This is a genomic window from Stenotrophomonas sp. C3(2023), assembly GCF_032911385.1.
Lineage (GTDB): Bacteria > Pseudomonadota > Gammaproteobacteria > Xanthomonadales > Xanthomonadaceae > Stenotrophomonas.
On the sequence record NZ_JAWJLO010000001.1, the window covers coordinates 3,000,813 to 3,019,319 of the forward strand.

Annotated in this window: 14 protein-coding genes and 1 riboswitch; of the genes, 7 read left to right on the forward strand and 7 right to left on the reverse strand. The window is 67.5% G+C overall.

Annotation, left to right across the window (positions count from 1 at the left end; genetic code table 11):
- Nucleotides 1-990: a fumarylacetoacetate hydrolase family protein gene (locus tag RZA67_RS13370; protein WP_317213214.1), complete on the reverse strand. Its 990-nt coding sequence runs from the start codon at nucleotides 988-990 to the stop codon at nucleotides 1-3.
- Between the two features lie 399 nt (nucleotides 991-1,389).
- Between RZA67_RS13370 and RZA67_RS13375 the strand changes: the two genes are divergently transcribed.
- On the forward strand, nucleotides 1,390-2,802 hold the full coding sequence (locus RZA67_RS13375) for a DEAD/DEAH box helicase (protein ID WP_317213215.1): 1,413 nt from the start codon (nucleotides 1,390-1,392) through the stop codon (nucleotides 2,800-2,802).
- Between the two features lie 310 nt (nucleotides 2,803-3,112).
- On the opposite strand, the gene RZA67_RS13380 is transcribed toward RZA67_RS13375, so the two are convergent.
- Together RZA67_RS13380 and RZA67_RS13385 are read right to left on the reverse strand one after the other, a co-directional pair.
- On the reverse strand, nucleotides 3,113-5,701 hold the full coding sequence (locus RZA67_RS13380) for a M14 family zinc carboxypeptidase (RefSeq protein ID WP_317213216.1): 2,589 nt from the start codon (nucleotides 5,699-5,701) through the stop codon (nucleotides 3,113-3,115).
- A 64-nt stretch (nucleotides 5,702-5,765) separates the two neighbouring features.
- Nucleotides 5,766-8,405: a TonB-dependent receptor gene (locus RZA67_RS13385; RefSeq protein WP_317213217.1), complete on the reverse strand. Its 2,640-nt coding sequence runs from the start codon at nucleotides 8,403-8,405 to the stop codon at nucleotides 5,766-5,768.
- A gap of 176 nt (nucleotides 8,406-8,581) precedes the next feature.
- Between RZA67_RS13385 and queD the strand changes: the two genes are divergently transcribed.
- Nucleotides 8,582-8,944 (forward strand): 6-carboxytetrahydropterin synthase QueD, encoded by a 363-nt coding sequence (queD, locus tag RZA67_RS13390; protein WP_317213218.1) that lies wholly within the window; start codon nucleotides 8,582-8,584, stop codon nucleotides 8,942-8,944.
- Between the two features lie 291 nt (nucleotides 8,945-9,235).
- On the opposite strand, the gene RZA67_RS13395 is transcribed toward queD, so the two are convergent.
- From RZA67_RS13395 to RZA67_RS13405, 3 genes are all read right to left on the reverse strand, one after another.
- A complete protein-coding gene (locus tag RZA67_RS13395) occupies nucleotides 9,236-11,080 on the reverse strand; it encodes an asparagine synthase C-terminal domain-containing protein (RefSeq protein WP_317213219.1) in 1,845 nt (614 codons plus the stop codon).
- Nucleotides 11,081-11,187: 107 nt separating this feature from the next.
- Entirely contained in the window at nucleotides 11,188-12,645 is a 1,458-nt protein-coding gene (locus tag RZA67_RS13400) for a HAMP domain-containing sensor histidine kinase (RefSeq protein ID WP_317213220.1), read from the reverse strand.
- Complete coding sequence (locus RZA67_RS13405) at nucleotides 12,642-13,364, reverse strand: response regulator transcription factor (RefSeq protein WP_317213221.1); 723 nt, start codon at nucleotides 13,362-13,364, stop codon at nucleotides 12,642-12,644. Before RZA67_RS13405 ends, RZA67_RS13400 begins: the two co-directional genes overlap by 4 nt.
- A 136-nt stretch (nucleotides 13,365-13,500) precedes the next feature.
- Between RZA67_RS13405 and msrB the strand changes: the two genes are divergently transcribed.
- From msrB to RZA67_RS13430, 5 genes are read left to right on the forward strand one after another with little or no spacing between them, the layout of a single operon-like run.
- On the forward strand, nucleotides 13,501-14,046 hold the full coding sequence (msrB, locus tag RZA67_RS13410; RefSeq protein WP_317213222.1) for a peptide-methionine (R)-S-oxide reductase MsrB: 546 nt from the start codon (nucleotides 13,501-13,503) through the stop codon (nucleotides 14,044-14,046).
- Between the two features lie 34 nt (nucleotides 14,047-14,080).
- Nucleotides 14,081-15,835, forward strand: a complete 1,755-nt coding sequence (locus tag RZA67_RS13415) for a cytochrome c biogenesis protein DipZ (RefSeq protein ID WP_317213223.1) — start codon at nucleotides 14,081-14,083, stop codon at nucleotides 15,833-15,835.
- Nucleotides 15,836-15,845: 10 nt separating this feature from the next.
- Entirely contained in the window at nucleotides 15,846-16,565 is a 720-nt protein-coding gene (msrA, locus tag RZA67_RS13420) for a peptide-methionine (S)-S-oxide reductase MsrA (RefSeq protein ID WP_317213224.1), read from the forward strand.
- A gap of 60 nt (nucleotides 16,566-16,625) precedes the next feature.
- A complete protein-coding gene (locus RZA67_RS13425) occupies nucleotides 16,626-17,108 on the forward strand; it encodes a GAF domain-containing protein (RefSeq protein ID WP_317213226.1) in 483 nt (160 codons plus the stop codon).
- A complete protein-coding gene (locus RZA67_RS13430; protein ID WP_317213227.1) occupies nucleotides 17,105-17,422 on the forward strand; it encodes a TfoX/Sxy family protein in 318 nt (105 codons plus the stop codon). Before RZA67_RS13425 ends, RZA67_RS13430 begins: the two co-directional genes overlap by 4 nt.
- A gap of 47 nt (nucleotides 17,423-17,469) precedes the next feature.
- On the opposite strand, the gene RZA67_RS13435 is transcribed toward RZA67_RS13430, so the two are convergent.
- A complete protein-coding gene (locus tag RZA67_RS13435; RefSeq protein WP_317213228.1) occupies nucleotides 17,470-18,057 on the reverse strand; it encodes a histidine phosphatase family protein in 588 nt (195 codons plus the stop codon).
- Between the two features lie 159 nt (nucleotides 18,058-18,216).
- Nucleotides 18,217-18,434, forward strand: a riboswitch (cobalamin riboswitch).
- Nucleotides 18,435-18,507 lie beyond the last annotated feature (73 nt).

Genomic DNA, 18,507 nt, shown 5'->3' on the forward strand with positions numbered 1-18,507 from the left:
TCAGGGAGCAGCCGCCTGCTCGATGCGCTGCTCGATCGCACCGAAGATGCTTTTTCCTTCTGCATCGAACATCTCGATGCGCACCACGTCGCCGAAGGACATGAAGGGCGTGCTCGGCTTGCCGTCGCGCAGCGCCTCCACCGTACGCAGCTCGGCAAAGCAGGATGCGCCCTTGCTGGTGTCCTCGTTGGCGATGGTGCCCGAGCCGACGATCGTCGCTGCGCCCAGCGGACGGGTGCGGGCCGCGTGGGCCACCAGCTGGCCGAAGTTGAACTGCATGTCCACACCGGCGTCCGGCGCGCCGAACCACTTGCCATTGACGTGGGTGACCAGCGGCAGATGGACCTTGCTGTCCTGCCAGGCCGAGCCAAGCTCGTCGGGCGTCACCAGCACCGGCGACAGCGCCGAGCGCGGCTTTGACTGCAGGAACCCGAAGCCCTTGGCCAGCTCGGCCGGAATCAGGTTGCGCAGTGAAACGTCGTTGACCAGACCGATCAGCTGGATATGGTCGGCTGCCTGCGCGGCATCCACGCCCATCGGCACGTCGTCGGTGACCACCACCAGCTCGGCTTCCAGGTCGATGCCAAAGTCTTCGCTGGCGACCTTGACCGCATCGCGCGGGGCCAGGAAGCCGGCGCTGGTGGCCTGGTACATCAGCGGGTCGGTGTAGAAGCTCTCCGGCACTTCGGCACCGCGGGCGCGGCGTACCCTCGCCACGTGCGGCAGGTAGGCGCTGCCATCCAGAAACTCATATGCGCGCGGCAACGGCGAAGCCAGCGCCACCGGGTCGATGTCGAACACACCGACGGCATCACCGGCCTCCAGCGCGTCGAACAGGGCCACCAGACGCGGGGCCACGCGGCTCCAGTCTTCCAGCGCCTGCTGCAGGGTGCTGGCGATGCCGGTGGCACGCACACCGCGCTGCAGGTCACGCGAGACAACGATCAGACTGCCGTCGCGGCCGCCTTCCTTCAGGGAACCAAGCTTCATGGATGGGTGTCCGGTCTTTGGGCAAACAAGTTTCAAGTGTAATCAAACGCAGATCGCAGCCAAGCTGCACTGCCGCATGACCCTTTATACCTTGGCTGCCTTGGCACACGCTAAAAACTGAACAGGTCCTTTTGCGCGCCGTCTCAAACCCGATTAGAATGCGCGGGTCTGCAGCGGCCGTCCGTTTCCCTCCGGGATCGCCGGCGAGCCCGGTCACCCGACCCCTCGCCCGCCCCCACTCCGACGCCGTTCGTCACGCATTCCAGCCTGCGCTCCGCGCCGGCTGCACCCAATTCTCGCAGCGCGGTTCACGGGAACGCTCCGAGTCAGCCGATCTGAACGATCTGCCCCCGCTTGGCCATTCGGCCAGGCGTTTCTTGTTTGTGGAGCAATCACCCGATGTCTTTTGAATCCCTGGGCCTGGCGCCCTTCCTGCTGCGTGCGCTTTCCGAGCAGGGTTACGAGAACCCGACCCCGATCCAGGAGCAGGCCATCCCGCTCGCCCTGGCCGGGCGCGACCTGCTGGCCGGCGCTCAGACCGGTACCGGCAAGACCGCCGCTTTCGGCCTGCCGCTGCTGCAGCACCTGGGCACCGCCTCGCAGGAAGTGCGCACCGGTGGCCCGCGCAAGCCGCGCGCGCTGATCCTGGCCCCCACCCGCGAGCTGGCCACCCAGGTGCACGACAGCCTGCGCGGCTACAGCAAGTACCTGCGTATTCCCAGCGCCTGCATCTACGGCGGCGTCGGCATGGGCAACCAGCTGGACATCCTGCGCCGTGGCGTGGACCTGCTCGTGGCCTGCCCGGGCCGCCTGATCGACCACCTGGAGCGTCGCAGCGTCGACCTCTCCGGCATTGAAGTGCTGGTGCTGGACGAAGCCGACCGCATGCTCGACATGGGCTTCCTGCCGTCGATCAAGCGCATCCTGGCCAAGCTGCCCAAGCAGAACCGCCAGACCCTGCTGTTCTCGGCGACGTTCGAGGACAACATCCGTCAGCTGGCACTGGAGTTCATGCGCAACCCGGAGCAGATCCAGGTGACGCCGAAGAACACCGTGGCCGAGACCATCGCCCACCGCGTGCACCCGGTCGACGCCGCACGCAAGCGCGACCTGCTGCTGCACCTGCTCGCCCAGGACAGCCGCCAGCAGACGCTGGTGTTCGCCCGTACCAAGCACGGCAGCGACAAGCTGGCCACGTTCCTGGAAAAGTCCGGCATCAAGACCGCGGCCATCCACGGCAACAAGAGCCAGGGCCAGCGTCTGCGCGCCCTCGGTGACTTCAAGGCTGGCCGGGTCACCGTGCTGGTGGCCACCGATATCGCCGCCCGCGGCATCGACATCAACGAGCTGCCGAAGGTGATCAACTTCGACCTGCCGATGGTGGCCGAGGATTACGTGCACCGTATTGGTCGTACCGGCCGTAACGGCGCCACCGGTGAAGCGGTGTCGCTGGTATCCCAGGACGAAGTGAAGCTGCTGCGCGCCATCGTGCGTCTGCTGGGTCGCGACATGGAAATCCGCGACGTGGCCGGCTATGAGCCGCAGGTGCCGATCCGCTGGGGCAACAGCGCCCCGGGCAAGGCCGAGCAGCCCGGTGGCGAGCGCGCCCCGCGCAAGCACCAGCGTCGCCCGCACGGCGAGGCGCCGCGCAGCGCGCATGCCGGCCCGAAGAAGCCGGGCGGCGGTCGTCGTGACGGTGCACCGGGCCAGCAGCGCGCAGGCCAGGGTCAGCGTCGCGGCGGAAGTGGCAACCCAGGCGGCGGCCGCGGCCGTGGTCAGGGCGGCAACGGCGGCGGTAACCGCGCCGGTTGATGTCTGCCGCTGCGGCAGGTTGTGCTGAGAGACCCGGCTGATGCCGGGTCTTTTTTTGCGCGTGCGATCAGGCCGCGACCGTTGCACGTCCGGTAGGTGACGACCGTTGGTCGTCACGCCATTGCTGCCGCCCTCTGACTTTCCCGCAGCAGGTCGCAAAGGCAGCCGCGGAGATTGGAAGCACAGCCGAGCACGCCAGGCCGCTTCCAGCTCCAGATCAACAGCGTGACGACCAACGGTCGTCACCTGCCAGATCAGAAGCAGAAGCGGGTAAGGCAGGGGCGCGGGGGCGCAGCCCCCGCCAACCCCGCTATCCCCGCGGTTTGGCAGGATTGAGCAGGTTGCCGAAGAACAGCGCATTGACCAGCAGGCGCTCCGTGCCGTGCCAGTACTTGCGGTGCGCCGGATCATCGGCAAACAGCACCACGTTGCCCTGCCCCTGCGGCGACACCAGCAACCAGGCCGAACCAGCCACCCGCGACCGGTTGCGCTCGGACAGATAGCCGTTCACCCGAGGCGCTGCATCGATGCGTACCACCGTCGAATACGCGTTGGCGCTTGGCTGCAACACCACCGTGCTTTCCTTGTTCACCGCCAGGGCTGCGCGCGGCACGCCAAAACCCAGTGGATGGCTGGTATCCACGTCGGCACTGAGAATGTTGCCGCTCACCCGTTCGATCGCCGCGATGTCGCGCTGGTCGCCAAATGCATGCCGTTCAGCCGCGCCCGTCTCTTCCTCCACGCCCAGTCTTTCGCCCTCGGCCAGTTTCTGTTCGATGGCCCAGCGCGATGCCGTGCCATAGGTCACCAGCGATCCCCCGGCCTGCACCCAGCGCTTCAGGGCGGCCACCGCCGTCGCATCCACGCCGGCGTAGGTGCCGCCGGCCATTACGATCGTGGTGTAGCGGTCCAGCGGCACCTTGCCCAGCTGCGCAGGGTCGATCTTGCTCGACGGTACCTGCAGATGCTGGTCCAGCAGGAACCAGCTCGACCCGATCTCGGTGGCGCTGACGCCCTCGCCCATCACCAGCGCAACCGTCGGCTTGCGCAGCGCCTTGACGCTGTCGCTGCCCAGATCGATGCCGCTGCGGCTCTGGCCACTGGCCAGGGCGAAGAAGCGCACGCCACTGTCTGCGGCAACCGCCTGCACTGCGGCGTGCAGCTCAGCACCCTGCAGCGGCTGGCCGGCCACCGGCAGCACCACCGTCCCAGCGGCGAACGCACGCTCACCCTCGCCGGTTCCCGCACTGAAACCACGCAGCGCGGCGCGCGTTGCCAGCCCTCTGGCCTGCAGCGCGTACAGCGCGCGCGAAGCGTTCTGGTCGCGCCAGTCCAGCACATAGGCATACGTCGCCGGCCCGTCCACCACCTCGCCCCGCGCCGGTGGCACGGCGGCAACCCGTGCACCCTCGGCGATGCGGCTGCGGCTGCCGGCAAAGGCCAGCCCGTAGGCCGGCGCGATGGCATAGGAGGTGCTGCCGTAGAACACATCACCCTTCACTGGCGGAGTCTCGGCAAAGATCGAATGCACCAGACGGAACTGCGGCTGCGCGGTGGGCACGACAAACGCACTGCCCGGCTCGAAACGCTGGCCGTCCACGGTGACCGCCGAGGCCAACGCATGAACCTGGATCCGGTGCTGCAGCAGCAGGTCCAGCAGACGTCGGGTCAGGCTGGGATCGTGCGCGTCGCCGAATACAAAGCTGCGCACCGGTTGCTGCCCGGCCTGCTTCAGCGCGGACTGGAAGAATGACTTCTGCAGCGCGAACAGCCCTTCGCGCTCGGCCACCGCGCCGCGCACTGTTCCCAGCCCGGTAGCGACCTGGTTGCGGATGGTGAAGGGGAAGGTGAGCAGGCCGTTGGCCGACTCCTGCACCCGGCCGCGCGAGCTCGCCTGTTCCACGGTGACCCCGACCGCACCGTGGAAATCAGGATAGGTCGAGCCGTACACCGGGGAAAAGTTGTCATAGTTCTCACCGGTGTAGTACAGCGACCCCAGTGCATCCAGCGACTGTGCGTGGTACTTGGCCAGAGTCTTGTTGAACTCGTAGGAAGCGGCTGGAATCAGCGGACTGTGCATGCTCTTCGGCGAGGGCTCGAAGTAGTAGGTGCTGTCCTTGCCCATTTCGTGGAAGTCGATCTGGACGTTGGGGTACCACTGGTGGAAGAACGCGATTTTCGGCCGTGTGTCCTGCTGGGTCAGCGCCAGCCAGTCGCGGTTGAGGTCGGTGAAATAATGGTTGGTGCGGCCCTGCGGGAACGGCTCCACATGTTCCTTGTCGGCCGGATCGGCCGAGGCCGGCGAGGACGCCCAGGCGTTGTGCCAGTTGGCTGCGCGATCACGGCCATCAGGGTTCTGCGCCGGATCGAACAACACCACCGACTGCTGCAGCCATTGCTGGGTTTCTGCACTGCGGTTGGCCACCAGGTAGTAGGCGGTAAGCATGGCTGCTTCGCCGCTGGAGGTCTCGTTGCCGTGCACGCTGTAGCCCAGCCACACCACCACCGGGCTGTCCCCGGCCGCGCTGCGTGGCTGCGCCGGGTCGGCCAAGGTCGCATGCTGCTGGCGCAGCTGTTCCAGGCGCTGCTGGTTCTGCGCCGAAGTGACCGTGGCGATCAGCAGCGTGCGCCCCTCGTAGCTCTGCCCGATGCGCTGCACCTTGATCCGGTCCGACAGCCGGGCAAGCTCGTCGAAGTAGGCCACCAGCTGGTCGTGCCGGGTGTAGCGGCTGCCGACCGGATAGCCGAGAAACTGCTCGGGCGTCGGGATGGCCGGATCGAACTGCTCGGCCTGTGGGAAGAACCAGGCGCTCTGCGCCTGTACCGGCTGTACCGGCAATGCCAATGCCGCACCGGCGGCAACGAACAACGACAGCAATACACGACGATGGAAAGACACTGCAGATCCCCGATGATGGAGCGGTGCAGCAGCAAAGACCCTGCTGCTGCACCGGTGTGACAACTCAGAAGCGGTAGTCGAAGCCGACGGTGAAGTAACGTCCGCGCAGGTCGTATTGGCTGAAGTCATATGGCGCACGGATGCCCGGGAACGACGCGTCATACGGCGGTTCCTCGTCGGCCAGGTTCTGCACCTTGGCGTACACGGTCAGCTGCTCGATGCCGCGCCAGGCCAGATACAGGTCGAACTGACTGTACGAATCGACCCGGTCCTGTACGGCGCGGGCGGCGGTACTGGCGCGCTGGTCGTAGCCGCTGGTGTAGTACCAGGTCAGCGCGGTGCTGAAGTCACCCAGCGTCCAGTCCAGGCTGGTGGTGGCCTTGTTCTTCGGCAGGGTGGCACCGAGGTTGCTGCCGGCGTAGTCCACCAGCGGCCCACCCACCACGCTCGGTCGCCGGTAGTCGCGCACATGCGTATAGGCCGAGCCCAGGTTGAACACGCCGAAGCGGTCGGTGGGGATGCGCTGGCGCAGCTCCACGTCGATACCGGAGGTCTTGAGATCGCTGAGGTTCTGGTAGCGGTTGTATACCGCCTGCAGCTTGCCGCGTTCGTCGCGCTGCACGGCGCCGGGCACGTTGCTGGTCACCAGGGTCTGGGTGTTGTTGGTACCGACCAGGTTTTCCAGCTCGATGCGGTAGTAGTCCACGCTCAGGTTGGTGTTCTGCCAGGGGGAGAGCACCACACCAAAGTTGTAGCTGCGGGTACGCTCCGGCTTCAGGTCGGTATTGCCGACGGTGAAGAAGGTCGGATTCTGGCGCGAACCAGGCAGATCCGGGTCGAACGGATCCACCACACTGCCGTAGGAGATGCTGGTGCTGTCTGAGTTCTCCGACAGCGAGGGTGCGCGGAAGCCCTTGGAGGCTGCCGCCCGTACCAGCAGCACGTCCAGCGGCTGCCAGCGCAGACCGATCTTGGGCGAGAACGCGTCGCCGAAATCGTCGTAGTGGTCGGCGCGCGCGGCCAGCGACAGCTCCAGCTTCGAGGCCAGCGGCACGTTGGCCTCCGCGTACGCAGCGCTGACCTTGCGCTCGCCATGTACTTCGGCGATGGCCGGGCGCACCTGCAGGCCGGCGTCGATCTGCCAGGGGTTGTTGGAATCCAGCTTCTCCCGGCGCCACTCTGCGCCGGCGGCAAAGCCGATGTCACCGGCCCAGGTACGGCCCAGCGTGCCGGAGATCTTCGCGTCCACACCCAGCAGCACCGACTCGGCCGGACGCAGGGTGGCGATGTTGATGCCGTCGAGCACGGCCTGCGGCGTGGCCGACGGGTTGAGCAGGTTGTAGCTGCCGCTGGCCAGTGCGTCGGCCAATGCCCAGCGGTTGGCGAAGCCGCCGGAGACGGTTTCCCGCTCGCTGCTGCGTGCACCGAACGCGCCCAGTTCCCAGTCCCAGTTGCCGGTGCTGCCGCGCACGCCGACCAGGCCGCGGTAGGACTGCGAGCGGTTGGTCTTGATGGTGCCGCCGAGGTTGAAGAAGGTGTACTCGATCGGCACCGCAGTCCCATAGGGATTGTAGGGGTTGCCCGCCGGCAGGCTCGAGGAGACCGGCTCGGCCAGCCCGGTTTCAGCGTTGAGCGCGAAACGGCCGCTTTCCAGCGTGAAGAACGGACTGCTGCCGAACCACGAGACACCCTTGACCTCGCTGTACAGCACCTCGCCGAAGGCTTCGACCGTGTCACTTACCCGGAACGTGCCATTGGCGTACGCCTGCCAGCGCTTGGTCGAGGGAATCAGCGTGGTGAAGGGCGCCTGGTTGAAGCCGCAGGTGTTGCCCGCCAGCCCATCAATGGGCGCACTGGCCACCAGCGTGGTGCCTTCCGGGCACTGCCCGTTGGCGTCCAGCATCGGCACGGACGCGCCGCCGACCAGATAACGTGCGCCCTTGGCCGACCAGCCGTTCCAGCGGCCACCGGGCTGGTCGCTGTAGATGCCACTGCGGGTCAGCGCGCGCTCGTCCTGGTCCAGGCGGTCGCGGTTGTAGCCTTCCAGGCTGACCAGGATGTTGTAGCCGTCCGTCTCCAGATCGCCGAGGCCGCCGACGAACTTCAGCTTGGTCTCGTCCAGCCCGCCCTGGTCGGCGGTGCCGACGCTGCCGCCGATTTCGGCGCCCTGGAAATCCTGCCGGGTGATGATGTTGACCACCCCGGCCACCGCATCGGACCCATACACCGCCGACGCGCCGTCCTTGAGTACCTCGATGCGTTCCACCGCAACCAGCGGCAGCGCGTTGAGGTTGACGAAGGTGTCCGACAGGCCATTGGCGGGGAAACCGTAGTTGGCCAGGCGCCGGCCATTGAGCAGGACCAGCGTGTTCTTCTGCGAGAGGCCACGCAGGCCGATGCCGGCTGAACCCGAAGCCCAGCCGCTGTTGGAGGTCTCGTTGGCGGCGTTGCCGGTGTTGGCCGAGATCGAACGCAGTACATCGGCGACGCTCGCTTTACCGGTGGCCTGCAGTTGTTCGCGGCCGATCACCTGCACCGGGTTGGCGGTTTCGGTGTCGCTGCGTTTGATGTTGGAACCGGTCACGCGCACGGCGGCCAGCGTACTGGCATCGCCAGCGGCGTCGGTGGTGGTATCGGCTGCAGCGGACAAAGGCGCGGCCAGGGCGGCGGCCAGAGCCGCCACGAGCAGGGTGTGCTGGGGCATGTCGTTCTTGGGTGGTGGGGGAAGCGTGCTCCGCAGTAATCCATGCCAGGCCATGAACCGGCCAATAACATCTCTTCATACGGATATAAGGAAACCACCATCCCTTCATCGCGATGAAAAGATTTAGTTGCCACTGATACCCTGCCGGTGCCGCCAGCCCCCGGTACAATGGCCACATGGAAATCTTCAAAGTCTTCATGGTCGAGGCCGCCCACCGCCTGCCCAATGTGCCGCCGGGGCACAAATGCTCCCGCCTGCACGGCCACTCCTTCCGGGTGGAACTTAAGGTGGAAGGTGAGCCCGGCCCCGATACCGGCTGGATCCTGGATTTCGGCGACGTCAAGGCCGCGTTCCAGCCGATCTACGATCGCCTCGACCACCATTACCTCAACGACATCCCGGGTCTGGAGAACCCCACCAGTGAAAACCTGGCGGTGTGGATCTGGAACGAACTGAAGCCGGTCCTGCCGGCCCTGAGCGAGGTCACACTGCACGAAACCTGCACCTCAGGTTGCCGCTACCGGGGCCCGTCAGCCTGAGCCCTGCGCCTGAGGCTGAACGGTTTCAGCCGGTGATGGGGTGATGGCGCAAGGCCTGTTGCATTGCAGCAAGAAAGGCGTATGCTGCACTGCATCAAGGCAAACGCGTTCCGGCCAACACCGACCGCACCAGCCACCAGACATTGCGCGGGTCCCTCCCCCCGCGCAATCGCAGGACCCGACAGATCCCTCCCTCTGTCGGGTCCTTTTTTTTGCGGCGCGCGGCGGCGCCCCGCCCATGCACGCTGTGCATCCGCTCGCACACGCAGGTGATGTCCGCTGCCAGCTCCTTCAGGCAGCCCGCTCGCTTCGCTCCCGCTCCTGCGCCTCGAACCACGCCAGATACATCAGCAGCGTCCACAGCAACGGATGCCAGCGCCGCTCGCCGTCCAGCAGCGCCTGCCACATACGCTGTACACGGCCGTCGTCCACCAGCCCGGCCGCCTGCAGCCGCGGCGGGGCCAGCAGTGCCTCGGCCCAGCCGCGCAGCGGGCCGCGCAACCACGCTGCCACCGGCGGGCCGAAGCCGCGCTTGGGCCGATACACCAGCTCCGGCGGCAGATAGCGGCACAACAGCGCTTTGAGAACGGCTTTCTGCTCGCGGCCGCGCACCTTCAGCGCCATGGGCAGCTGCCACGCGTGGGCCACCAGTGTGCGATCCAGAAACGGCGAGATCGTCTGCAGGCCGCAGGCCCGACCGGCGGATTCGACCTTGGTCATCAACCCGTTGCCCAGCTCCATCATGAAGTCCAGGTACTGCACCACCTCTTCAGGACTGCCGCCGATATCCAGCGCGCTCTGGCCGCACAGCGTGGCCGGCTCCTGTGCGCCGGGCAGCAGGTCATGCGGCTGACGCCAGCGCATGATCCGCATCAGATAATGGTGCACCGGGTCGCGGTCACTGCATTCGTCGAGCAGCGCGGCCCAGCCGCCCAGACGCCCTGCTTCACCTTGGAGGGAGGCGCGCCGACGCGCCCGGTCGGCCGCAAACGCTGGCAGCCAGCGGCTCAGCCGTGCCATCGCCACGGCACGACGGTAGGCGCGGTGACCGAAGAAGAGCTCGTCGCCGCCGTCGCCGGTCAGCGCCAACGTCGCCCGCCCCGCAAGTGCCTGGCTGGCCAACAGGGTCGGCAGCTGGGACGCGTCAGCGAACGGCTCGTCCCACACCGCGGTCACCTGCTGCACCAGCGGCAACGCATGATCGGCAGTGCACAGCATGGTCTCGTGCGCCGTGCCCAGTCGCTTGGCAACCGCCTGCATCCAGCGCGTCTCGTCGTGCGCAGCCACCTCGAATCCGACGCCCACGGTCGGCAGCGGTGTCGCGCTCCCCCGCTGCACGATGGCCAGCAGCAGCGAGGAATCCACGCCGCCGGAAAGAAAGCCGCCGCATCCGCTGCCGCTGAAAGGGGCCAGCACCGTGTGCAGGCGTGCATCGAGCTGATCCACCGCCTCGGCCATCGCAGCTCCGCCCCTCGGTGCGACCTCTTCGCACGCGTCGCGCGGGTCCCAGTACCGCCGCTGGTCAAGGTCCGGCACGTGGGCGCCCGCGCCAGCGTCCACGTCCTGCGCGTGCATTGCCAGACTGCTGCCTGCGGCCAGCTTGAAGCTGCCCACATGGATGCAGTGCGGCGCAGGGACATGGCCGTGACGCAGGAACAGGGCGAGCACCCCACGGTCGACCTCATCCACGAAGCCTGGTGCACAGCGCAGGCCGCGCAGGCTGGATGAGAACGCCCACCCTTCTCGCAGCCAGGCGTAGTACAGCGGCCGTTGTCCCGCAGGATCGCGTGCGAGCAGCAGCTGCTGGCGTCGCCCGTCCCACAGCGCCAGAACGAAGGCACCGTCAAGGCGCTTCAATACCGCCGCCGGCGACTCGACGCACATGCGCTCCAGCAACCCAGCGGCATCGAGCAACCGGGCGCTTCCCATCTCATGCACACGCCCTTGCACCACCAGCAGATGATTGCCGCATGCCGAGCGCACTGCTTCGCCATCACTGGCCAGCCACAGCTGCGCTGGCCCGTCCTGCAGGACGGTCGCAGCGGCCCCATTACCCGCTGTCAGCATCTGTCTGATCGCTGCCTCGGCGCGATCAGGCGCCAGATCGCCTCGGTTCCAGAAACCACTGATGGCCATGCATGCTCCGCACTGATCGACGCTGGCCGTGGTGGCCAGCAGGCGCATGAGCATCCGGAGGTGGCGACTGCAGGGTCCATACGGAAAATCAGAATCTGCGGACGCTCTCAGCCGTGGGGCAGCACGAACGCAAACCGGGTGCCGTGCGTGCTGGGCTCGAGCGCCAGCGCGTGCCCGTGCAGTTGCACGATGCGCTGCACGATCAGCAGCCCGAGCCCGCCATTTCCGCCACGCCCGCGCCCACTGCCCGGCGATTGCCGACGCAGGCGTTCGCCGACGCTCGGATCGATCCCCGCCCCATCGTCCTGCACCACCACGCGCACCCCGGCCGGATCGGGCGACAGGATGACCTGCACCATCGAGGCGTCCTGCGCATGGCGCAGCGCGTTGTCCACCAGATTGGTCAGCGCACGGTCCACCAGCCCCACATCCACGCACACCAGCGGCAATCCGGGCGGAAACTCCGCATGCAACTGCACCTGGCGTGCCTGGGCGGCAAGTTCGAACTTCTGCAACACGTCCTGTACCAGCTCAGGCAACGCGAACGTTTCCAGTTCGAGCGCGACGCCCCCATGCTCCAGCCGCGCCAGCTCGAACAGCGAGCGGGCCAATGCGCCGACCTTGCCACTCTGCGCCAGCGCCACGGCGAGGTAGCGCCGACGCTCCTGTTCGGAGAGCGTGGTTTCCTTCATCGCCAGCGTTTCAAGATAGCCGTGCAGCGAGGCCAGCGGCGTGCGCAGGTCGTGGGAGATGTTGGCCACCAGCTCGCGCCGTTGCAGGTCCTGCTCGCGCAGCTGCTGCCACTGATCTGCCAGGCGTTGTGCCATGCGTGCATGGGCATGATTGAGGATGGCCAGTTCGTCGCGCGTGCCGGGCCTCAGTGGCTCGGGTGCCTGCGCGGGCACTGGCGCATCCACATCGAACTGCTCGATGCGCCGCGTCAGCTGACGCAGCGGGCGGGTGATCCAGTAAAAGGTGAGCAGCGCGGCCAGTACGCCTGCCAGCGCCACCAGCGCGGCCGACCACAGCGTGGCGCGCCACTGCCCACTGGTCGCCAGGTCATCGGCCAGCATCTGTCGCTGCTCGCCGACCAGCACCACGTAGATGTAGCCCGCCAGCTGCCCCTGTACCACCAGCGGGGCCACGCTGAATATCTTGCGGCCGCCCGCACTGCGGGGGTCGTCACCGAGGATCGGCAGCGGCGCGCCGTCAAGCAGCGCGCGCAGTGGCCCCAGGTCGACGCGCTGGCGGCGCAGGTGACCCGGCGGCGCATCGTGCCCGATCACCTCGCCGTGGGTGTCGAGCAGGTACACCTCGACACTGGGATTGACCGCCATCAGCTGACCGAACAGGCTGCGTACCGCATCGTTGCGCATGCCGCCGGCGTCCATCAGTTCGCTGCGCCGTGCGATATGCGCGGCGAGGTCCAGCGACAGCCGCTGCACAACCTCCTGCTCGTGGTGCACCGCCTGCCGCGCCTGCATGGCCAGCAGCGCCATGCCACTGAGTACCAGCAGCAGCGCTGACAGCAGGGCCAGCTTCTGCCACAGCCGCAGCCGACTCATGCCGTCCCCACGCTGTCGTCCACCAGCTTGTAGCCGCGTCCCCACACTGTCAGCAACCGGCGTGGCTGCGCCGGGTCGCGCTCGATCTTGTTGCGCAGGCGGTTGATGTGGGTGTTGACGGTGTGCTCGTAGCCCTCGTGCGCATGCCCCCACACCTGGTCGAGCAGCTGCATGCGGGAGAACACCTGGTCCGGATGACGCGCGAAATGCATCAGCAGATCGAATTCCCGCGGGGTCAGCTCCAATGGTTGGCCATCGCAGTGCGCCGCACGCGCCAACGGGTCCAGCTGCAGCCCACCCAGCACCACGGTGCCGGCATCCAGGCGCGCGTTCTGCGCCATCGCATCGGCCCGCCGCAGCAGCGCGCGTACCCGCGCCACGAGCTCGGGCATCGAGAAGGGTTTGGCCAGGTAATCATCGGCGCCCAGCTCCAGGCCCACGATCCGCTGGGTTTCACTGCCGCGCGCGCTGATGATGATGACCGGCACATAACGCGTCATCGCCCGCGCACGCTGACACAGCTGAAGCCCGTCCACCCCCGGCAGCATGACGTCCAGCACCAGCGCATCCCACGGCCCCTGCTGCTCGAGCAGCGCCAGACCCTGGCTGCCATCTGCGGCCAGCTGCACCTGGTAGCCCTCGTCGGACAGGTGCATGCACAGCAGTCTGCCGATGTCGGCGTCGTCTTCGACAACAAGAATGCGGCGGGAATCGGTCATGAGCCGGCCAATCGGGCAGAAGGCCTGATTGTGGTGCAGCCGGTCGACCAATGCATAACGAAAAATTGAACCCTGCGTGAGGACCCGTTGACCTGTGCGGGCGCAGGATGCAGCCATCCCTTCCGTGGAGTAGGTCATGTCGTTCAACCGACGCCAGTTCCTGGGTCTGGGCACCCTCGCCGCCAGCGGCATGCTGCTGGCCCTGCCGGGCTGCAGCCAGGCCAACCCGGCCACGGCCGACGTGGCCGCCAGCCGTACTTTCCCGTTCATGCTCAGCGATGCTCAGTGGCGCCAGCGGCTGTCACCGGCGCAGTATGCGGTGCTGCGCGGCCACGCCACCGAGCGCGCCTTCAGCAGCCCGCTGGACCGCGAGCACCGCCGCGGCATTTTCCATTGCGCCGGCTGCCAGCAGGCGCTGTTCGACGCCGCCACCAAATTCGACAGCGGCACCGGCTGGCCCAGTTTCTATCGTGCGCTGCCCAACGCCACCGGCCAGGATCGCGACCGCAGCTTCGGCATGCTGCGCGTGGAGGTGCACTGCAGCAACTGTGGCGGGCATCTGGGCCACCTGTTCAACGACGGTCCGCGCCCTACCGGCCTGCGCTACTGCATGAACGGCGCCGCGCTGGCGTTCGTGGCCGCCGACGATGACGGCAGCGGCGGCTGGCGCGTGCGCCGCTGATTCCCGCCATTCCTCTTTCTGCGGAGCTTGATTGATGATTCTGCTGCTGCTCGCCTTCTTCGCCGGCATGCTGACCCTGCTCAGCCCCTGCATCCTGCCGGTGCTGCCGTTCGTGTTTGCCCGCGCCGGCCGCCCGTTCCTGCGCAGCACCCTGCCGCTGCTGCTGGGCATGGCCTTGACCTTCACCGTCGTGGCCAGCATTGCGGCGGTGGGCAGCAGCTGGGTCGCCCAGGCCAACCAGATCGGGCGCTGGCTGGCCCTGGTGGTGATGACGGTATTCGCGCTGGCACTGCTGTGGCCTGCGCTGGCCGAGCGCCTGCTGGGGCCGCTGCAGCAGCTGGGCGCGCGGCTGGGCGCACGTGCAGATGCTGCTGATGCGCGCGGCAAGGGCGGTGCGGGCACCTCGCTGCTGGTGGGCATTGCCACCGGCCTGCTGTGGGCACCGTGCGCCGGCCCGATTCTTGGCCTGGTGCTCACCGGCGCGGCGCTCAATGGCGCCAGCGTGGGCACCACCGGGCTGCTGCTGGCCTATGCCGCCGGTGCCGCCTGCGCGCTGGCTCTGGCGGTATGGGTAGGGGGACGGGTGTTCAATGCGCTCAAGGCCCGGCTCGGGGTCGGCAACGTACTTCGGCGGGCCCTGGGCGTGGCCGCGCTGCTGGCCGTGGTGGCGATCGCGCTGGGCTGGGACACCGGCGTGCTGACGCGCCTGTCCAGCGCCAGCACGGCGCGGCTGGAACAGCGCCTGCTGGACGCGGCGCCCGGCGCAGCGCCGGCACCGATGGTCAGCGCACGTCCGGCCGGCAGTGGCCCGTTGCCGGTGGAGGGTGAGCTGCCTTCGCTGGACGGCGCCACCGGCTGGCTCAACAGCCCGCCATTGAACGCGCAGGCGCTGCGCGGCAAGGTCGTGCTCGTCGATTTCTGGACCTACTCCTGCATCAACTGCCTGCGCGCCATGCCCTACGTGCACGAGTGGGAGCGGCGCTACCGCGACCATGGGCTGGTGGTGCTGGGCGTGCACACGCCGGAGTTCGCCTTCGAGCGCGACGTGCGCAATGTGATGCGGGCCGTGGACAAGCTCGACGTGAAGTACCCGGTCGCCCTGGACAACAACTACGCGATCTGGCGTGGCTTCAACAACCGCTACTGGCCGGCGCATTACTTCATCGATGCGCAGGGCCGCATCCGCGCCCATCAGTTCGGCGAGGGCAACTACGCCAACTCCGAGCAGGTCATCCGCGAGCTGCTGCGCGAAGCCGGTCAACGCGACCTGCCCCCCCCTGCCGATCCGGCCGCCGCCACCTTGAAAGGCGTGGAAGTCCAGGCCGACATGGGCAACCTGCGGTCGCCGGAGACCTATCTGGGCAGCGCGCGGGCCGAAAACTTCAACCCGGCCGGTGGGCTGGGGGGACCGACGCCGAAGGACTACCGTGCCGCGGACACGCTCGCGCTGAACCAATGGGCGCTGCAGGGCAACTGGTCGATCACCGACGAAGCCGCGCAGCTGCATCGGGCCGGTGGCCGCATCGCCTTCCAGTTCCACGCCCGCGACCTGCATCTGGTGCTTGCGCCGGGTGCCGACGGCACGCCGGTGCGGTTCCGCGTGTGGCTTGACGGCAAGCCATTGCCTGCCGATGCCGCCGGGATCGACGTCGACGCGCAGGGCCGGGGCCAGGTGGACGAGCACCGGCTGTATCAGCTGATCCGCCAGACCGGCCCGGTCGGCGAACACCGTTTCGAGATCGAGTTCCTGGACGCAGGCGTCCAGGCCTATGCCTTCACCTTCGGCTGAGGAGAGACAGATGAAACTGCCCATCGAACGCGCGGTCGCACTCGGCGTCGCAGCCGCAGTCGCAGCGGGGCTGCTGTTTGCCCTGCCGGCCATGGATGCCGGCCAGGCCATGGCACAGGCGCGGGAAAAGACCGTCCAGCTGCCCGCCGCGCAGGGCGCAGCCAGCTTCCAGGATGATCGTCCGTTGGCCAGCGTGGTGTTTGCCGGTGGCTGCTTCTGGGGCGTGCAGGGTGTGTTCCAGCACGTGAAAGGCGTGCGCAGCGCAGTGTCCGGCTACATCGGTGGCGATGCTGCCAGCGCACATTATGCGCAGGTCAGCAGCGGCCGGACCGCGCATGCCGAAGCCGTGCAGGTGCAGTACGACCCGCGGCAGGTGAGCTACGGGCAACTGCTGCAGGTGTTCTTCTCGGTAGCCCATGACCCCACCCAGCGCGATCGTCAGGGCCCGGACCACGGACGCCAGTACCGTTCTGCGGTATTTGCCGACGATCCACGCCAGCAGCAGGCAACCCGGGCCTACATCGCCCAGATCCAGCCGCTGTTCCCGTCGCCGGTGGTGACCGAACTGGGCAGCGGACAGCGCTTCTACCGGGCCGAGCGCTACCATCAGGATTACATGCGGCTCAATCCACAGGCAGCCTATATCCGGTATTACGACGCCCCCAAGCTGGCCGCGCTGCAGCGCCAGTTCCCCCAGCTCTACCGCGCCCAGCCGGTGCGCACCCCTTGAGCCACGCCGTTGCGGAGCGGTGCCTGACGGCGCTGCACCCTGCTTGCTAGACTCTGCCCCATGTTCGCCTCTTCTACGCTTACCGGCAGCAAGCCGGAACAGTACGCCCAGCTGCTGGAGCAGGCTCGTGCCCTGGTCCATGGCGAAGCCGACCGCATCGCCAACGCGGCCAATCTTTCGGCACTGCTCTACCACGCACTGCCCGACCTGAACTGGGTGGGCTTCTACCTGTTCGACGGCAAGGAGCTGGTGGTCGGGCCGTTCCAAGGACTGCCGGCCTGCGTGCGCATCCCGCTCGACAAGGGCGTGTGCGGTGCTGCGGCGCGCCTGCGCACCACCCAGCGCATCGACGATGTGGACGCGTTCCCGGGGCACATCGCCTGTGACTCCGCCTCGCGTTCGGAGCTGGTGGTGCCGCTGGTGCACGGCGATACGCTGGTCGGCGTGCTCGACATCGACAGCCCACGCCTGGGCCGCTTCGATGCCGAGGACCAGGCCGGGCTGGAAGCCATTGCCCAGGTCTTTCTCGACGCCCTGCGATGAACGCGCCCAAGCTGCGCAACATCGGCCCCAAGAGTGCTGCCTGGCTGCGCCAGGTGGGCCTGCACAGTCGCGAAGACCTGCAGGCGACCGGTGCGGTAGGCGCCTTCGTCAAGGTGCGGCGTGCGGGTTTCAAGCCGAGCTTGAATCTGCTGTATGCACTGGAAGGCGCGCTGCGTAACTGCCACTGGCAGGAGCTCTCCGACAGCCAGCGCAAGGCGCTGGTGGACGATTATGAAGCGCGCATTGCCGCCCAGCCGCTGAAGCCGGCCGGCCCGGCGGCCGGGCCGGTACGCGAACAGCATTTCGACACGTAGTGCCGGGCTCTGCCCGGCACAGCACAGCAACAAAGCCGAGCCCCGTTCTACGGGATGGGCTGCTGCAGCTCCAGCAGCTCACCCCAGATGCGCCCTTCGCTGTTGCGTTCCAGCCACACGCGCAGGCGCGTGCCATGGTCGATACGCAGTGACCAGCACAGCGACATCGGCAGCCCACACACCTGCGACAACACCATGCGCAGCGGTCCGCCATGACTGATCACCACTGTGTCCAGCGGCTCGTCGTCGTCAAACAGGCGGTCGAGCGCGCGGGCGATGCGGCGTTCAAAATGTCCCCAGGTCTCACCATTGGGCGGCGGGTTGGCATGCGGGTCGGCGTGAAAGGCGGCCAGCGCCTGTTCGGGCAGGTCCTGCAGGCTCTGGCCATCCCAGTCGCCGAAGTCCAGTTCGGCCCACTCCTCATCCGGCTCTACCTCCAGGCCACGCGGCGCAGCCAGTGCCATCGCCGTATGCAGCGCACGCAGTCGCGGTGAGCTGATCACCCGCTCCCAGTGCTGGCTCTGGTAGGTCTCCAGCAGCGACTGCGGCACACGCGGCAGCTGCGGAGGGTCGACGATGCCGTCGAGAAAAGCGTCGCGGTCATTGCTGGCGTGGCGGACCAGGTCAAGAATCATCGGCAGGCCCGCAGCCAGCGGCATTGGACACGCGGGCGGGCAGAAAGCAGCAACACACAGGCAGACATCGGCAGCAGGACCACGATGGAACGAGCTGCATTCTAGACCCCTGCGCTGCGCCGCGCCCAGCGCAGCGCGCGTCGTCCGGTCGGATCGCTTAGACTGCGCGCACTTCCAGGTGACCTGTGGTTTCGGCCGGCAGGTTGAAACGGGAAGCCGGTGACGCATCAACCGATGCCAGGCCGGCGCTGCCCCCGCAACGGTAAGCACGCGCAAGACGGACAACTGCCACTGTGCCAATGCATGGGAAGGCGTCCGTCCCGGTGGTCCGCCACCCGCGTCGAGCCCGGAGACCGGCCCGGAAGCCACAGGTTGCGATGCGGTGGGCATCGGCGACAGCCGTTCTGCCCCGTGCAGGACGTGCCTGTCCGTGTCCACTGCCCGCCTCCC

What these genes read in the sequence shown, in the direction of transcription:
- RZA67_RS13370 (WP_317213214.1), bottom strand. Translation starts at nt 990, where the DNA reads ATGAAGCTTGGTTCCCTGAAGGAAGGCGGCCGCGACGGCAGTCTGATC.
- RZA67_RS13375 (WP_317213215.1), top strand. Translation starts at nt 1,390, where the DNA reads ATGTCTTTTGAATCCCTGGGCCTGGCGCCCTTCCTGCTGCGTGCGCTT.
- RZA67_RS13385 (WP_317213217.1), bottom strand. Translation starts at nt 8,405, where the DNA reads ATGCCCCAGCACACCCTGCTCGTGGCGGCTCTGGCCGCCGCCCTGGCC.
- queD (WP_317213218.1), top strand. Translation starts at nt 8,582, where the DNA reads ATGGAAATCTTCAAAGTCTTCATGGTCGAGGCCGCCCACCGCCTGCCC.
- RZA67_RS13395 (WP_317213219.1), bottom strand. Translation starts at nt 11,080, where the DNA reads ATGGCCATCAGTGGTTTCTGGAACCGAGGCGATCTGGCGCCTGATCGC.
- RZA67_RS13400 (WP_317213220.1), bottom strand. Translation starts at nt 12,645, where the DNA reads ATGAGTCGGCTGCGGCTGTGGCAGAAGCTGGCCCTGCTGTCAGCGCTG.
- RZA67_RS13405 (WP_317213221.1), bottom strand. Translation starts at nt 13,364, where the DNA reads ATGACCGATTCCCGCCGCATTCTTGTTGTCGAAGACGACGCCGACATC.
- msrB (WP_317213222.1), top strand. Translation starts at nt 13,501, where the DNA reads ATGTCGTTCAACCGACGCCAGTTCCTGGGTCTGGGCACCCTCGCCGCC.
- RZA67_RS13415 (WP_317213223.1), top strand. Translation starts at nt 14,081, where the DNA reads ATGATTCTGCTGCTGCTCGCCTTCTTCGCCGGCATGCTGACCCTGCTC.
- msrA (WP_317213224.1), top strand. Translation starts at nt 15,846, where the DNA reads ATGAAACTGCCCATCGAACGCGCGGTCGCACTCGGCGTCGCAGCCGCA.
- RZA67_RS13425 (WP_317213226.1), top strand. Translation starts at nt 16,626, where the DNA reads ATGTTCGCCTCTTCTACGCTTACCGGCAGCAAGCCGGAACAGTACGCC.
- RZA67_RS13430 (WP_317213227.1), top strand. Translation starts at nt 17,105, where the DNA reads ATGAACGCGCCCAAGCTGCGCAACATCGGCCCCAAGAGTGCTGCCTGG.
- RZA67_RS13435 (WP_317213228.1), bottom strand. Translation starts at nt 18,057, where the DNA reads ATGATTCTTGACCTGGTCCGCCACGCCAGCAATGACCGCGACGCTTTT.